The sequence below is a fragment of the Salinivibrio sp. IB868 genome (assembly GCF_001995655.1).
GTDB classification, from domain to species: Bacteria; Pseudomonadota; Gammaproteobacteria; order Enterobacterales; family Vibrionaceae; genus Salinivibrio; species Salinivibrio siamensis.
Map to the genome: position 1 here is coordinate 284,461 of NZ_MUEW01000003.1, position 16,009 is coordinate 300,469.

At 50.6% G+C, this 16,009-nt stretch carries 17 protein-coding genes; 5 read left to right on the plus strand and 12 right to left on the minus strand.

Annotated features, from left to right (window positions below):
- The 5 genes from BZG20_RS04950 to BZG20_RS04970 form a co-directional block, all read right to left on the minus strand.
- A complete protein-coding gene (locus BZG20_RS04950) occupies positions 1–597 on the minus strand; it encodes an XTP/dITP diphosphatase (RefSeq protein WP_077578284.1) in 597 nt (198 codons plus the stop codon).
- 28 nt (positions 598–625) lie between these two features.
- Entirely contained in the window at positions 626–1,066 is a 441-nt protein-coding gene (locus tag BZG20_RS04955; protein ID WP_077578285.1) for a DUF4426 domain-containing protein, read from the minus strand.
- 154 nt (positions 1,067–1,220) lie between these two features.
- Positions 1,221–1,775 (minus strand): YggT family protein, encoded by a 555-nt coding sequence (locus BZG20_RS04960; protein WP_046075060.1) that lies wholly within the window; start codon positions 1,773–1,775, stop codon positions 1,221–1,223.
- A gap of 16 nt (positions 1,776–1,791) precedes the next feature.
- A complete protein-coding gene (proC, locus tag BZG20_RS04965) occupies positions 1,792–2,610 on the minus strand; it encodes a pyrroline-5-carboxylate reductase (protein ID WP_077578286.1) in 819 nt (272 codons plus the stop codon).
- Positions 2,611–2,663: 53 nt separating this feature from the next.
- Positions 2,664–3,365: a YggS family pyridoxal phosphate-dependent enzyme gene (locus tag BZG20_RS04970; RefSeq protein ID WP_077578287.1), complete on the minus strand. Its 702-nt coding sequence runs from the start codon at positions 3,363–3,365 to the stop codon at positions 2,664–2,666.
- Positions 3,366–3,388: 23 nt separating this feature from the next.
- Between BZG20_RS04970 and BZG20_RS04975 the strand changes: the two genes are divergently transcribed.
- Positions 3,389–4,417: a type IV pilus twitching motility protein PilT gene (locus BZG20_RS04975; protein WP_077578288.1), complete on the plus strand. Its 1,029-nt coding sequence runs from the start codon at positions 3,389–3,391 to the stop codon at positions 4,415–4,417.
- Here BZG20_RS04975 and ruvX read toward each other — a convergent pair.
- The 7 genes from ruvX to BZG20_RS05010 all read right to left on the minus strand — a co-directional run bounded on the left by ruvX (position 4,402) and on the right by BZG20_RS05010 (position 10,143).
- On the minus strand, positions 4,402–4,830 hold the full coding sequence (ruvX, locus tag BZG20_RS04980) for a Holliday junction resolvase RuvX (protein ID WP_046075064.1): 429 nt from the start codon (positions 4,828–4,830) through the stop codon (positions 4,402–4,404). The genes BZG20_RS04975 and ruvX overlap by 16 nt on opposite strands.
- Complete coding sequence (locus BZG20_RS04985; protein WP_046075065.1) at positions 4,827–5,393, minus strand: YqgE/AlgH family protein; 567 nt, start codon at positions 5,391–5,393, stop codon at positions 4,827–4,829. Before BZG20_RS04985 ends, ruvX begins: the two co-directional genes overlap by 4 nt.
- A gap of 87 nt (positions 5,394–5,480) precedes the next feature.
- Positions 5,481–6,425, minus strand: a complete 945-nt coding sequence (gene gshB, locus BZG20_RS16055) for a glutathione synthase (protein WP_046075066.1) — start codon at positions 6,423–6,425, stop codon at positions 5,481–5,483.
- An 18-nt stretch (positions 6,426–6,443) separates the two neighbouring features.
- Entirely contained in the window at positions 6,444–7,175 is a 732-nt protein-coding gene (gene rsmE / locus BZG20_RS16060; protein ID WP_046075067.1) for a 16S rRNA (uracil(1498)-N(3))-methyltransferase, read from the minus strand.
- A 98-nt stretch (positions 7,176–7,273) separates the two neighbouring features.
- Entirely contained in the window at positions 7,274–7,816 is a 543-nt protein-coding gene (locus tag BZG20_RS05000; protein WP_077578289.1) for a SprT family zinc-dependent metalloprotease, read from the minus strand.
- Between the two features lie 71 nt (positions 7,817–7,887).
- Positions 7,888–9,042 (minus strand): methionine adenosyltransferase, encoded by a 1,155-nt coding sequence (metK, locus tag BZG20_RS05005; RefSeq protein WP_046075069.1) that lies wholly within the window; start codon positions 9,040–9,042, stop codon positions 7,888–7,890.
- 174 nt (positions 9,043–9,216) lie between these two features.
- On the minus strand, positions 9,217–10,143 hold the full coding sequence (locus BZG20_RS05010; protein WP_077578290.1) for a LysR family transcriptional regulator: 927 nt from the start codon (positions 10,141–10,143) through the stop codon (positions 9,217–9,219).
- 220 nt (positions 10,144–10,363) lie between these two features.
- Here BZG20_RS05010 and BZG20_RS05015 point away from each other — a divergent pair, with 220 nt between their 5' ends.
- The 4 genes from BZG20_RS05015 to fbaA all read left to right on the plus strand — a co-directional run bounded on the left by BZG20_RS05015 (position 10,364) and on the right by fbaA (position 15,950).
- Positions 10,364–12,280, plus strand: a complete 1,917-nt coding sequence (locus tag BZG20_RS05015; protein ID WP_235606073.1) for a ligand-gated channel protein — start codon at positions 10,364–10,366, stop codon at positions 12,278–12,280.
- 196 nt (positions 12,281–12,476) lie between these two features.
- Positions 12,477–13,481: an erythrose-4-phosphate dehydrogenase gene (epd, locus tag BZG20_RS05020; RefSeq protein WP_077578346.1), complete on the plus strand. Its 1,005-nt coding sequence runs from the start codon at positions 12,477–12,479 to the stop codon at positions 13,479–13,481.
- A 72-nt stretch (positions 13,482–13,553) separates the two neighbouring features.
- Entirely contained in the window at positions 13,554–14,720 is a 1,167-nt protein-coding gene (locus BZG20_RS05025; RefSeq protein WP_046075071.1) for a phosphoglycerate kinase, read from the plus strand.
- 153 nt (positions 14,721–14,873) lie between these two features.
- Entirely contained in the window at positions 14,874–15,950 is a 1,077-nt protein-coding gene (fbaA, locus tag BZG20_RS05030) for a class II fructose-bisphosphate aldolase (RefSeq protein ID WP_077578291.1), read from the plus strand.
- Positions 15,951–16,009 lie beyond the last annotated feature (59 nt).

A 16,009-nucleotide genomic window follows, 5' to 3' on the forward strand; every position in this document is an offset into this window, starting at 1 on the left:
TTATTGCGACGCTTTTAGGGCTTGGAACAGGGCGTTGAGTGCTTGTCCGCGGTGAGAGCGTTGTTTTTTCTCGGAAGCGGGCATTTCTGCTGCGGTACACTGCTGATCGGCAGGTAAAAAGACCGGATCGTAACCAAAGCCGTTTTCCCCTTGCGGTGCGTGAGCGATTTGCCCTTCCCACACCCCGTGGCAGACTAGCGGTGTTGGGTCATTAGCATGACGCATATAAACCAATACGCAATGGAAGCGAGCCTGGCGTCCATCATTGCCTGTATCATGCAATGCTTCTAACAGTTTAGCGACATTATCCGTATCACTGGCCGTTTCCCCCGCATAGCGCGCAGAGTAGACGCCTGGTGCGCCGTTTAAGGCATCGACTTCAAGGCCTGAGTCGTCGGCGATGGCGGGGAGGCCGGTCACTTTCGCCGCATGACGTGCCTTAATGATGGCATTTTCGATAAAGGTGGTGCCTGTTTCATCAACTTCTTCAACGGCAAAGTCACTTTGCGGCAGGACGTCGAAACCAAATTCGCCGAGTAGTCCCGCCATTTCTTTTACTTTGCCTGCGTTCCCCGTTGCCAACACAACTTTATTCATCACAGTTACCTATTGGGTTATGGCCCGACTATGGGGCATCGACGTAAAACGTATAATTATAGTCAAAAGACGCATTGCGGTTTCCTTCGGCGTTAAGGTCGATATGGAAGCGATACGTCTCTTCATCATCGGCTGCGAAGGTGGCGATGTAGTAGATCGCGTCCCCTTCTCTTACCTCGGTAAAGTCCAGTTCACGACTGTTTCCGACCAAGTTTTTTACTTGCCCGGTGATCTCGGCGGCTACCGCCGGTTTTCCCAGTTGCATGGTATCGAGAACGGCAATGTTGACCAAGCCTCGATAGCCACTACGGGTAATGTCGTACTGCTGGGCGATTTCGGGTGTCAAGAAAGTGGTTGAGAGCGTGTTGTAATGCACTTCCAACTCACCGACTTCTTTAAACTGCCCCGCCCAAGCCGGTGTGATAAGCAAACTCAATACCATGCTGAGCGCTGCTATGATCTGACGCATAATCATTCCTTGTGATAAAGCGAAGTGAGGTTCGCTATCAATACGTACGGGTGCCTAAGTACGATCCACCGTACATCGTTGGCACCCGTGAGATTCCGTAAGCGGTGCACCCCGTGGCGATAAGTCGAGGGTGACTTAGCGCGTGGCGATTCGCTTACAGTGCATACCAAATCGGGCCGATAAAATCGCCGATAAGCATATTGATAAATTGGAGCGCGATAAAGATCACCAGAATACTGAGATCGAGCCCACCGATGGGTGGAATAATACGGCGTACTGGCGCACATACCGGCTCAGTAAGTTGATGAAAAACATACTCTACTGGATTGTTGCCTTGGCTGACCCAACTCAAAATGGCACGCAGGATCAGCACCCAGAACAGCAACTTACCCGCGGCTTTCAGTAAGGCAATGGCAGAGAAGAGGAACATGCCTGAACTCATTGCAAAGGGGTTGCCGGCGACTAGATCCAGTACCACAAATTTCGCCACCATGAGCAGGTAAGCAAACAGTACCGTTGCCAGATCCAAACCACCGAGTGCCGGGATCATACGACGCAACGGGCCCACCACAGGCTGGGTCGCTTTGACGATAAATTGAGAGAAGGGGTTGTAAAAGTCTGCGCGCGCCCATTGTAGCCAAACGCGTAGCAGCACCACCATGATGTAAAGATCAAACGCGGTGTTGATCAGAAAGGTCATTGCATTCATATCGTTGCCTTAGTGATTAAAATTCTTGTTCCATTTGTTTGGCGCGGCTGACTGCCGCCTGCATGGCCTGTGCCACTATATCGCCAATGTGGTGCTGGTCGAAAACACGTAACGCTTCAGCGGTTGTGCCGCCTTTCGAGGTTACCTGCTCACGCAATTGGCCAATGGTTGTGTCCGTATTACTTACCACCATTTCTGCCGCCCCTTTTGCGGTTTGCTGAACCAGCTGCCTGGCTTGCTCGTCGCTAAAGCCTTGGCGGATAGCTTCTTGATGCATCGCTTCCATAAAGCGAAAGAAGTATGCCGGTGCGCTGCCTGCAGCCGCAATCACACCATTAATTTTTGCTTCCTCATCGACACAGCAGACCTCGCCGACGGCTTTCATCAATGCGGTGGCGTAGTGTTTATCCGCCTCCGTTACCTGGCTAGACGCATAGAGTCCGCTCATTCCTTGGCCGACAAGAGACGGTGTATTCGGCATGACACGGATCAGGTTGAGTGTGGTACCTGCCATCTCACACAGACGATGAGTACTGATGCCGGCTGCTATCGAGATCACCAGTTTCGAAGACCAATCGACAGCCGATAAATCGCTTAAAACCTGCGCCATTAATTGTGGCTTGACCGCCAAGACAATGACGTCTGCCGCTTGGCAGGCATGCAAGTTATCACGGGTGGTTTGGATGCCATAATCCGTACTCAGCACATCGCCAGGGTGGGCGCTGGGTGATGAGGCCGTTATCGCAGAGGTGGGGTAGCCTGCACTCACAAGGCCAGCAATGATGGATCGCGCCATATTACCGGCGCCAATAAAGGTAAGGGAGCGATGTTCCATGAAAAGCGTTCCTGTTGTTCTCGTCATTGTATTGGTTTATTACGACCGCTTCGTTAGCGGCTGTCTCGCGCGCCAAAAATCGCGGTGCCGACACGTACCATGGTGCTACCACACGCAATCGCCGCTTCCATGTCACCACTCATGCCCATCGACAAGGTATCGATACTCTCTGTCTGCTCACGGAGGGCATGAAACGCATTTGATAAAGGTTCAAATGCGGCGCATTGTCGCTGATAGTCCGTCTCAGGCTGTGGAATAGACATTAATCCTCTGATATTCAGGCCGGGTAGGGCTCGGATATCTTCAATGAGGGCGATGGCGTTATCCACGGTTAACCCCGACTTTGATGCCTCGCCACTGGTGTTTACTTGTACCAAGACATTGAGCGGCGGTAAATGTGCCGGACGTTGCTCGCTCAGGCGTTTAGCAATCTTCAACCGATCGACAGAATGCACCCAGTCAAAGTGCTCTGCAATCAACCGTGTTTTGTTGGACTGAATGGGGCCAATAAAGTGCCATTCAATGCGTGCTTCGGGATGATGCTGGGCAAAGTAGTCAATTTTTTCTACCCCTTCTTGCACGTAGTTTTCCCCAAACGCCTGTTGTCCCGCGGCGATGGCATCTGCGATCGCCTCGATAGGCTTGGTTTTGCTGACTGCAATTAATTGCACTGAGTCCGCGAGTCGACCGCATTTTTGGCTTGCGTGGTCTATCTGTTCCCTGACCTGTTGAATATTGTTCTTAATATGACACATACCTGATTCTGCAAGGAAAATGAATGGATATTAATGAGCTACTTGCGTTTAGTGTAAAGCATCGCGCGTCAGATCTACATCTTTCTGCGGGGGTGTCGCCTATGGTGCGGGTAGATGGCGATATGCGCAAGCTTAGTCTGCCACCGCTTAGCCACCAAGCTGTACGGCAATTGGTACTGGCGGTGATGAGTCCTGAGCAGCAGCATAGTTTTGACAATGCATGGGAAATCGACTTTTCCTTTGAGCTGGCCTCGGTGGCGCGTTTTCGTGTTAATGCGTTCCATCAGCAACATGGCTGTGCGGCGGTTTTTCGTGTGGTGCCAACGGCTGTCCCAAGGTTAGAGGATTTATCCGCGCCGCCACTTTTCAGTGAGCTGGCTTTGTTACACCAAGGATTGGTGTTGGTGACTGGGCCGACAGGCTCGGGGAAATCGACCACATTGGCGGCCATGATCGCGCAGATAAATCACCACCAGCAAAAGCATATTCTGACAATCGAAGATCCGATTGAGTTTATCCACCCGTCCGAGCAAAGCTTGGTGAACCAGCGAGAGGTCAAGCGTGATACGCAGTCTTTTCAGCAGGCATTGCGATCCGCGCTGCGTGAAGACCCAGATGTGATATTGGTGGGTGAGCTACGTGATTTAGAAACCATCAGCTTGGCATTAACCGCGGCAGAAACCGGGCATTTGGTGTTTGCGACCTTGCATACCGTCAGCGCTGCTAAAAGTGTTGATCGTATCATTGACGTTTTTCCGGGCAGTGATAAACCCTTGGTACGTTCAATGCTGTCTGCTTCACTGCGGGCGGTGATCTCTCAGCAGCTTGTCAAAAGTGTCCAAGGTCAGCGTGTTGCCGCTTATGAAATCATGACGGTGACGTCAGCGATTTGTAACTTGATCCGAGAGGATAGAGTGGCGCAAATCACCTCCATGATGCAAACCGGCACCGCGCATGGCATGCAGACCATGGCGCAAGCGATGGCACAGCTAGAGAACCAAGGCGTAATTGCGCCGCAGGAGGCGATAACGTCCACTCAATCTGTGTATTGACGCTCAAACCAGCTTTCGATAATCACCACCGCAGATTGGGCGTCGACGGCGCCTTTTCCCAGCGCCTTATACCCGCCGCGGGAAAACAGATCCGCACGCGCTTCACGGGTAGATAGGCGTTCATCGTGCAGCTCAACCGGGTAGCCGAAACGTCCATGCAGGCGGTTGGCAAACTTCTTTGCCCTTGGCGTGATGGTCTCTAAAGGTTGACCGTGTAAATCAAGCGGTAAGCCTACCACCAGATAATCGGGTTGCCAGTCTTTGAGTATGGCTTCAATGTCATCCCAATTTGGGATCCCGTCTCGGGCTTTTAAGGCACACAAAGGGCGAGCGGTGCCAGTTAGCGACTGGCCGATGGCAACGCCAATGCTTTTGACGCCGTAATCAAATCCAATAATGGTTTGTGCGTTCATGCATGTCCTACTTGTGAAGAGAGGTTTGCGGCGTCAATGCCGAGCTGATCGAGCGCTTTTTGCCAACGTTGGTGAACGGGGGTATCAAAAATGACCTTGGGATCGGCTTCCAGTGTTAGCCAGCTATTGTCGGCCAGTTCCTGCTCGAGCTGTCCCGGCTCCCAGCCTGCATAGCCCAGCGCGACCAGAAATTGCTCTGGCTGTTGCTCGGTGCCGAGAATCGAGAGAATATCTTTTGAGGTCGTGACCGATAGCTGATCAGACAGGGGAATACTGGTGCCATACTCACAGGTTGCAGGATGCAGCACAAAGCCTCTGTCTTCGGAGACAGGACCACCAAACAACACAGGTTGAGACAAGCTCTCTGTGGTGCTTGAAAGGGGGAGCTGGCGCTCGACGTCAATTTGATCCAGCATTTTGCCGACAGACAAATTAATGGGGTGGTTAATCATCAGTCCCATTGCCCCATCATGGCTATGCTCACAGACATAAATGACACCATGCTGAAAACGGCTATCAGCCATACTGGGCATCGCGATTAAAAAATGATTTTTCAGATCCATATCGCCGTCTCCTGTTGGTGCGCGTACCTTGAGTATGCGCGAAGATTGATGTTTTAGATAATGAAGGAGGCGCTGCGCCTCCTCAAATTAGGCGCAGCGTCTGGCGATTGCCTCCATCAAGATGTCACCAATTGAAATGTCATACGCGGCGTCAATCTCGCGAATACAGGTCGGACTGGTGACGTTGATTTCTGTTAGCTTGTCGCCAATCACGTCGAGCCCTACGAATATCAGCCCTTTCTCTTTCAATGTCGGAGCGATCGCGCGTGCGATTGTCCAATCAGTCTCTGATAAAGGACGCGCTTCGCCACGGCCGCCAGCAGCCAAGTTACCGCGCGTTTCACCGTCGGCCGGGATACGGGCTAAACAGTAGGGAACCGGTTCGCCATCAACAATTAAGATGCGCTTGTCACCGTTGCTGATGTCAGGGACGAAAGTTTGTGCCATGCAAAAACGTTGGCCATGCTCGGTCAGGGTTTCAATTATCACCGACAGGTTCGGATCGCCTTGTTTGACTCGAAAGATAGACGCGCCGCCCATGCCATCGAGTGGTTTTAAAATCACATCGCCGTGTTCGGCTTGGAATGCTTTAATTTCGTCGGCACGACGGGTCACCAAAGTGGTCGGCGTATGCTCTGGGAACCACGCGGTATAAAGCTTTTCATTGCAGTCACGCAAACTTTGCGGCTTGTTAACAATCAATACACCCGCTTCCTCAGCCCGCTCTAACATGTAGGTTGCGTAGATGTATTCCGTATCAAACGGCGGATCTTTGCGCATCAATATGGCATCAAATTCTCGCAATGCGAGGGTTTGGGTTTGGTCGATTTGGTACCAATGGTCAGGGTTATCCATCACAGTCACACTGTGGGTGCGAGCGTATGGTTCACCCTGCTGCATTGACATATCTTCCATCAAGATATAATGCACTTCCCAGCCGCGTTTTTGTGCTGCCAGCATCATGGCAAACGTGGAGTCTTTTTTCACACTGATGGCCTCGATGGGGTCCATCACAACACCTATTTTCATCATGTTTCTCCTGTTTGCCGGTTAACCCAAATCGCCAAAACGGACTTGAAGGGCCGTGATGGCGGTGAGCGCCGCGGTTTCTGTTCGCAACACGCGTGGGCCGAGTAGGATCTCTTCAAAGCCGTGTTCGCGTGTCATTGCAATCTCGTCATCAGACAATCCGCCCTCTGGGCCAATGAGCAAGCGTAGCTTGTCGGGGGCGTCGGGTAGCGTATTGATAGAGTAGGGGGCACGCGGATGAAGGTTCAGTTTTAAGCCATCAAACGCCTGCTGGCACCATGTGTCTAGATTGATCACCGGGTTAATGGTGGGCACCACATTACGGCCGCTTTGCTCACAGGCGCCAATCGCGATTTTTTGCCATTGTTGGCGTTTTTTCTCGAGTCGCTCAGCATTGAGTTTCACTCCGCATCGAGCCGATAAAAGGGGAGTGATGGTATTCACGCCTAATTCGACCGATTTTTGAATGGTAAACTCCATTTTCTCACCACGTGAAATCACTTGGCCGAGTTCAAAGTCAAGCGGTGACTCGACACTGTGTGATTCGCAAGCGGTAATGGTCGCGACAACCTGCTTTTTACTGACTTCCGTCAGCATAGCGGGAAACTGCGCACCACTGCCATCAAAGAGCAAAATCGGTTGTTCAGGTTGCATACGTAGGACGCGACCGAGATGGTTGGCAGCTTCGCCACTCAGTGTCACATCGCCTTGCGATGGCAAGGGCGTTGGGTGATAAATTCGAGGAATTCGCATTGTGCTCGTTTTCCATGGTCATCTCGCCCTCAGTGTAACATGGCTACGGGGGCGATAGGCTTTGTCACTAATATGGGGTCGAGTGGTGAAAAAACAAATTATTCTAAGGCGTCAAGGTTTCTCACTAGTGGCTGTTGACAGCGGTTGCAGCGATAGGTGGCTTGTCCGCGCTGTATTTTATTGTGGCGGCGAATGGATAAGGCAACAGGGCCACACTCACACTGGTACGCGAAGGTTTTGCCTTGCACGGCACTGATATCAAGCTGGTGGGTGGTATTGGCAGGGGCATTAAATACCTGGTTCATTAGCGAACGCCACTCAGGACCATGTGGTTTTACCCGACCGTATAGCGCAAAGGTAACCAAATGACAGACCTCATGAGGGATCACTTCGTCGAAAAAGGTCTCTGGTGCTTGCTGTAAAAGGATCGGGTTAAACCTAACACGCCATTGCGTGGGGTGCGCGGTGCCAGCGGATTGACCCCGTAGTGTGAAGCCAATCGCAGGATAGTGTAGCTGGGTGCCTAATTGACGATTAGCCGCATCAATACACTGGTAAACACGCGTGTTAGCCGCTTGCTGTAATGCATCAGGTGACCAAGCGGTCTTGTCAAAGGCGAATGCGTCAGAAGCAGAAGACATAGTGTGGCGATCCTAGTGGCGATCAAAAAGGGAAGCCGAAGCTTCCCTTACAAGCAATGAGTACGTGGAGATTACCCGAGCTTGGCAAAGTCGCGCAATAGCGCTGCTTTGTCGGTTTTCTCCCAGGGGAAGATGTCGCGACCAAAGTGGCCATATGCAGCCGTTTGCTTATAGATGGGTTGTAATAAATCCAGCATTTCCTGCAAACCATACGGGCGTAAGTCGAAGTGTTCACGAACCGCTTTAGTGATCACTTCTGGGGCCACTTTTTCGGTACCGAAGGTCTCCACCATGATAGAAGTGGGTTCCGCAACGCCAATCGCGTAAGACAACTGGATTTCACAACGGTCAGCAAGACCTGCGGCGACAATGTTTTTGGCCACGTAACGCGCGGCATACGCGGCAGAGCGATCCACTTTTGAGGGATCTTTACCCGAGAAAGCTCCGCCACCGTGACGGGCTGCACCGCCATAGGTGTCGACAATGATTTTACGGCCTGTTAAACCACAATCGCCCATCGGTCCGCCAATCACAAAACGGCCCGTTGGGTTAATGAAATACTTGGTGTCTTTGGTCAGCCATTGGGCCGGCAATACTGGCTTGATGATTTCTTCCATCACCGCTTCGCGCAGATCGTCGGTTGAAATACTGTCGCAATGCTGTGTTGAGAGCACGACGGCATCAATACCCGCAATTTTACCGTTGTCATACGCAAAGGTGACCTGGCTTTTCGCATCTGGGCGTAACCAGTCTAACGTGCCGTTTTTACGTACTTGCGCCTGACGCTCGACCAAACGGTGTGAATAGGTGATGGGGGCAGGCATCAGCACATTGGTTTCGTTGGTGGCAAAGCCAAACATGATCCCTTGGTCCCCGGCCCCTTGATCTTTCGGATCGGCGCGGTCAACCCCTTGATTAATGTCGGGCGACTGTTTACCAATGGTGTTCAATACTGCACAAGAGTTGGCATCAAAGCCCATATCAGAGTGGACATAACCAATATCTTGAACGGTTTGACGGGTGAGCTCTTCGATATCGACCCATGCCGAGGTCGTCACTTCCCCGCCTACCATTACCATGCCAGTTTTAACATAGGTTTCGCAGGCAACGCGTGCTTTGGGGTCTTGCTCAAGGATGGCATCCAAAACAGCATCAGAAATCTGATCTGCGATTTTATCAGGATGGCCTTCAGAGACGGACTCTGAGGTAAACAGGTGCTTCGCCATGTGACACTCTCATTGGTTATCAAGGAGATTGGCGATACGTAACAAAGGGCATCGCCGATCATCTCAGATGTTTTAACTTCTAGACGTCTATTTTATTCGTAATTGTGATAAACGCAAGTCAGTTGATGCATATGGGTGTGTCTTTAAGGTATAGCAAAATTGGCTGAGGCACGCTTACACCTCATGGCATGCTTGCTGCGGATTCAGTGAACACCAAGGTGAGGGAACCGCTTCTTGCAGCCAGTGCACCAGTGATTCGACACGCAGAGGAAGACGGCCAGCGCTGCAGTAAAGACGCAACGGAACCGGCGCTGAGGCCCATTGGGGCAAACACCGCGTGATTCTATCAGGATGATGGTGTTGATAGCCAGTGGCGCTCCAAATCGGCAGCAATCCAACGCCCTGCCCATCTGCGATGGCATCTAACTGAATCGCTATCATGTCGCAATTAAAGCGGCTAGGCATGGCGCTTAAGTGATAGGTGTTGTCTTGGTCATAGAGCGTCAATCCTTGCCGGCGAAGGGCAAATACATCGAGCCAAGGGTGTTCATCGAGCATGCTAGGGTGCGTAAACGGGCCATATTGGCTGACATAGTCTGGCGCAGCGTAAATACCATATTGCCAATGGCCGAGCTGATATGAGCGACAATTGACCGGCAGCATGATGTCTCCTGCCCAGATGATAAGATCGGCCGACTGAATACGTTGTGCGCTGACTTCACTCGTCAATGTGATGGATACTCGAGGGTGCTCAGCGAGAAAAGTACTGATCAATGGACCCGCCCAGCCGCGCATCATTCCGGGGTGGCAAATCACTTCTATCGCCCCTTGAAGATGATTATTTAAATCTTGTATTGCCTCTTCGCTTTTTTCTACTAACTCAAGAATTTGATGGCAGTATCGCGCAAATATCGCCCCCGCTTTTGTTAAGACCAGTCTATTGCCTTGTCTTTGCGTTAAAGGCTGGCCTAGGTCGGCTTCCAGTTGAGCCAAGCGACGACTCACCGTTGACTTGGGTTGGCCCAATGCCTTGGCGGCAGCGGTAAGGCTTTGATGATGACACAAAGCCGCAAACGAACGGATCGAAGAAAAATCCTGCATAACTGTCCTTTTAACGCCAGTAAGACGTCACGTCGGCTGTCCAGAAGGAGAGAAATCATCTCGTTCTATAAATGGAACGAGATGTTCCCTTTATGGGGCTAGGCGTCTGTGCATCTATGTGAATAATTCTCAATGAACAAATGATAATTATTATCACAAAATGGAGTTGATTATGTCCAGTTGTCTTCGTCCCGTTGTGCTCGGGATGGTATTAGCCGGTATGCCTGTGAGTGCCATTCATGCGGCAGAAGCAGGCGATCAAAACACGGAAACCATGGTGATCACTGCCTCAGGGTTTGAACAAGCCACGGCAAAGGCGCCAGCGAGTATCAGTGTGATTAGCCGTGACCAACTTGAAGATCGTTATTATCGTGATGTCACGGACGCATTAAAGCGTATTCCTGGTGTCGTGGTTACAGGGGGCGGTGACACCAAGGATATCAGCATTCGTGGAATGGGCTCCAAGTATACCTTGATGCTGGTGGACGGAAAGCGTATGACGAGCCGAGAAACACGTCCGAATAGCGATGGCCCGGGTATTGAACAAGGCTGGTTGCCCCCCCTTCAAGCGATTGAGCGTATCGAGGTGATTCGGGGGCCGATGTCGACCTTGTATGGCTCAGATGCCATCGGTGGGGTGATTAATATTATTACTCGTCGTGAACAACATGAATGGCATGGCAACGTGCAATTAAGCACCTTACTTCAAGAAAAACGCGCATCAGGCGATGAACAAAGCGCCAATTTTTACCTTTCTGGCGCCTTAAGCGATAAGCTAGGGATGACGGTATCGGGTCAAAACGTTCAACGCCAAGAAGACGATATTCTCTCTGGTTACGAGGACAAATCTTTACGCAGTCTTTCTACCTCGTTGACTTATGATGCCAGCGATTTTCAACAGTGGACCTTGGACTTGGGCGCGAGTTCGCAAGAGCGAAATGGCCACATAGGCAAAACCGTTCCCACGGATGATAGCCAGTGTCGACGCAACCAATGTGAAAACAGCAACAATGAATATCGACGGCAATCAATCGCCCTTGGGCATGAAGGGCATTGGACGTGGGGCTGGTCAGATTCACACTTACAGTACGAGCAAAGCCGCAATAAAAGTCGTGAAATGACGATTAAGAACACCGAGTTTAAAACCCGTCTCATTCGTGATTTTGAAACACACACTTTGACGGTCGGTGGCTCAGTGAACAAAGCGAAGTTGGAGGACTTTACCTCTAATAAAGCGTCCAGCCAAACTGAGATTGACAATACACAAGCGGCTTTATTTGTCGAAGATGAGTGGCGTGTGATTGAGCCATTTAGTCTGACCCTCGGGTTACGTGTCGATCATGATGAAAACTACGACTACCACGCCAGCCCACGTGTGTACGGCGTGTATCAACTCAACAGCGACTGGGTGGTGAAAGGAGGCGTGGCAACCGGGTTCCGTTCACCGCAACTGCGCGAAATTGCCCCGAATTGGGCGCAAGTGAGTCGAGGGGGAAATATCTATGGCAACCCCGACCTGGAGCCCGAAACCTCTGTTAACTCAGAAGTCAGTATCAACTACCAAGGCGATTCGGGGATCAGTGGCTCGTTAACCGCATTCCATAATGACTTTGAAGATAAGATCACCCGAGTGACTTGCCCAACCTCGGTGTGTACGGATGGCCCTAATCAATTTGGCTCAGATCCAACCTATCGGATTAATGTTGACGAAGCGGTCACTCAAGGGGTTGAAGCGAGCCTATTCGTGCCAGTCACGGAGACGCTCGATGTGAGTGCCAGCTATACCTATACCGATTCAGAGCAAAAAACCGGTGATTATAAGGGGCAGCCTTTAACGCAAATTCCCCAGCAGCTCGCGTATGGTGAAGTCAATTGGCAAGCCACGGAAAGGCTGAATCCTTGGGTGAGTGTGACCTATCGTGGCGAAGAAATGGATCCTGTGACAGGTCCATCTTCTCGCAGCAATATAGAGCCAAGTTACACCTTGGTGGATGCTGGGATGAACTATCAGCTCAGCGATGCCATTGAACTGCAAGGCGCGGTTTATAACTTATTGGATAAAACCCGGGAGTATGAAGACTACGGTTATATCAGTGATGAACGTCGATATTGGTTAGGACTAAATGTTAGCTTCTAGTCATTGATAAAAGGCGTGTTGTTACTTCATAGACTGCCACACTCCTAACACTGCCACGCCCGTCTCGGACTATCACCAGGCGGGCGTTTTTTTCCGCATTTTACTCCCAGGTATCGTGAGAAGAGTCACACAACACGTGCGTCTTTTACGTGCTTGAGATACACTATGGGGCATCGTTAAACGAGCACCGATGGACATGGCATTAAGAGTCGCAATTAATGGATTTGGTCGTATAGGGCGCAGTGTATTGCGGGCCCTGTATGAAAGTGGCAAGCACGATCGCATTCAAGTGGTCGCGATTAATGAGCTCGCAGAGCCCGAGGCGATGGCGCATCTGCTGCAATATGACTCAAGCCATGGTCGGTTCGGCTGGCCGGTTTCCTATAACCAAGAACATTTGTTTGTCGCCACCGACAGCATTCGCCTGCTTCACTTACCGGAACTGCAGCTTTTACCTTGGCGTGACCTTGATGTTGATATTGTCTTGGACTGCACGGGCAAGTTTGGCACACGAGAAGACGGTGAGGCTCATATTGCTGCAGGTGCTAAAAAAGTCTTGTTTTCACATCCCGCCAGCCAAGATGTTGACCGTACCGTTATTTACGGGGTCAACCATGATGCGTTAACCGCGGATGATCGTATTGTCTCTAATGGCTCATGCACCACCAATTGTATCGTCCCAGTGATCAAAGCCTTGGACGAACACTTTGGAATTGAGTCCGGCACTATCACTACCATTCACTCTTCAATGAATGACCAGCAGGTGATTGATGCGTATCACTCAGATCTGCGCCGAACGCGCACCGCAAGCCAATCGATCATCCCGGTGGATACCAAACTCCATGTTGGAATTGGTAGGATTTTTCCGAAATTTTCTGACAAATTTGAAGCGATCTCGGTGCGAGTACCGACGATAAACGTGACAGCGATGGATTTAAGTGTCACTGTACGTACTAAAGTGAAAGTTAATGACGTAAATCAAGCTCTGCAGACGGCATCTCGATGTACATTAGACGGTATACTGGATTATACCGAAGCGCCCTTGGTATCGATCGACTTTAACCACGACTCACACAGCGCCATTGTTGATGGATCGCAAACACGAGTCAGTGATCACCAGCTGATTAAAACGCTGGTTTGGTGCGATAACGAGTGGGGTTTTGCCAACCGAATGTTAGATACCACACTTGCCATGGCGTAATAGACGCAAGCGTGGGTGGGGTGTTGCCCTGATTAAATCAGTTTCAATTTGCAACCTTATAGCGAGGACCATATGTCTGTAATTAAGATGACCGACTTAGATCTTGCCGGAAAGCGTGTGTTTATCCGTGCTGATCTGAACGTGCCTGTAAAAGACGGTAAAGTGACCTCTGACGCACGTATTTTGGCATCACTGCCTACGATTAAGCACTGCTTAGAAGCCGGTGCAAAAGTCATGGTGACCTCTCACCTAGGTCGTCCTGAAGAAGGTCAGCCTGAAGATCAGTATTCACTGCAACCGGTAGTGAACTACCTTGATGATGCGCTGGATTGTAAGGTCAGCCTCGCTAAAGACTATCTAGACGGTCTTGAGCTTAATGCCGGTGAGCTGGTGGTGCTTGAGAACGTGCGCTTTAATAAAGGCGAAAAGAAGAACGACGAAGCGCTCTCTAAAAAGTATGCAGCGCTGTGTGATATCTTCGTGATGGATGCATTCGGCACCGCGCACCGTGCGCAAGCGTCAACCCATGGTGTGGGCACGCATGCGCCTGTAGCTTGCGCCGGTCCACTGCTGGCCAATGAGCTGGATGCGTTAGGCAAAGCGATGGACAACCCTGCTCGCCCAATGGTTGCCATTGTGGGTGGGTCAAAAGTGTCTACCAAACTGACGGTGCTGAAGTCACTGTCAACCGTTGCTGACCAGCTGGTTGTGGGCGGTGGTATTGCAAACACCTTTATCGCAGCTGACGGCCACAATGTCGGTAAGTCGCTGTATGAGGCGGACTTAGTAGATACGGCGAAATCTTTAATGGAAGAGTGCCATATTCCTGTCGCGACCGACGTTGCGTGTGCGAAAGCGTTTGATGAAAACGCGGAAGCAGAGATCAAGCGCGTTGAAGATGTGCAAGACGACGACATGATTTTCGACCTTGGTCCTGAATCAACCCAGGCATTGGCAGACATTTTGAAAAATGCCAAAACCATTCTGTGGAATGGCCCTGTTGGCGTCTTTGAGTTTAAGAACTTTGAAGCGGGCACAGCAGGCATTTCAAAAGCGATCGCGGAGTCTGAAGGCTTCTCTGTTGCAGGTGGCGGCGATACCCTCGCGGCGATTGACAAGTTTGGCATCCAAGCTGACGTGTCTTACATCTCAACCGGTGGCGGCGCGTTCCTAGAGTTTGTTGAAGGCAAGCCTCTTCCAGCGGTAGAAATGCTGGAAGCACGCGCCAAAGACGCATAAACCAGATAATAAAACGGGAGGGACATCTCCCGTTTTTGCTTTCGTTTGACTACAATAGGCCGAGTCGTAAACGATTGCACCAGATTGATAAGGGTGCTTCAGGCATCTTTACTCAGTTCAGCAAAGACAACCCGAGTTAATAGGACAAGAGCCATGTCTAAAGTTTTTGATTTTGTAAAACCTGGCGTTATCTTTGGCGATGACGTTCAGAAAGTATTTGAAGTTGCCAAAGAGAACAAGTTTGCATTGCCTGCAGTCAACGTGGTTAACACTGACTCAATCAACGCAGTGATGGAAGCCGCGGCGAAAGTAAGAGCGCCAGTGGTTATTCAGTTCTCTAACGGTGGTGCGGGTTTCTTCCCGGGCAAAGGTCTGAAACTAGAAGGCCAAGAAGCGCAAATTAAAGGCGCTGTTGCCGGTGCGAAGTACGTTCACGCCATGGCTGAAGTCTACGGTGTGCCGGTGATCATGCACACTGACCACGCTGCGAAAAAACTACTGCCTTGGATTGATGGTCTACTTGACGCTGGCGAAGCCTTCTTCAAAGAGCACGGTAAACCGCTTTTCTCTTCTCACATGATTGACCTGTCTGAAGAGTCTCTAGAAGAGAACATGGAAATCTGTGCCGAATACCTAGCGCGCATGGACAAAATGGGCATGACGCTAGAAATCGAACTGGGTATCACTGGTGGTGAAGAAGACGGCGTGGACAACAGCGATGTTGATACGGCTGACCTTTACACCAAACCAGAAGAAGTGGCTTACGCGTACGAAAAACTGTCTGCTGTAAGCCCTCGTTTTACCATTGCCGCTTCATTCGGTAACGTTCACGGTGTTTATAAGCCAGGTAACGTGGTACTTAAGCCAGAAATTCTTCGTGAATCACAGGCTTACTGTTCAGAGAAATTTGGTCTGCCGACCAATGGTCTGAACTTCGTGTTCCATGGTGGTTCGGGTTCTTCAGAAGAGCAAATTCAAGAATCCATTGGTTACGGTGTGATCAAAATGAACATCGATACCGATACCCAATGGGCTACATGGGATGGTATTCGTCAGTATTACCAAGACAACGAAGGCTACCTGCAAAGCCAAATCGGTAACCCGAAAGGTGATGATCAGCCTAACAAAAAATTCTATGACCCACGCGTTTGGCTACGTAAAGGTCAAGAGTCGATGGTTGCGCGCTTGGAGCAAGCTTTCAAAGACCTCAACGCGATTGACGTACTGTAAACGTCACAACAGTGTTGAATTAAAGCCCGCCGCTTGGCGGGTTTTTTTATATCTGCGTG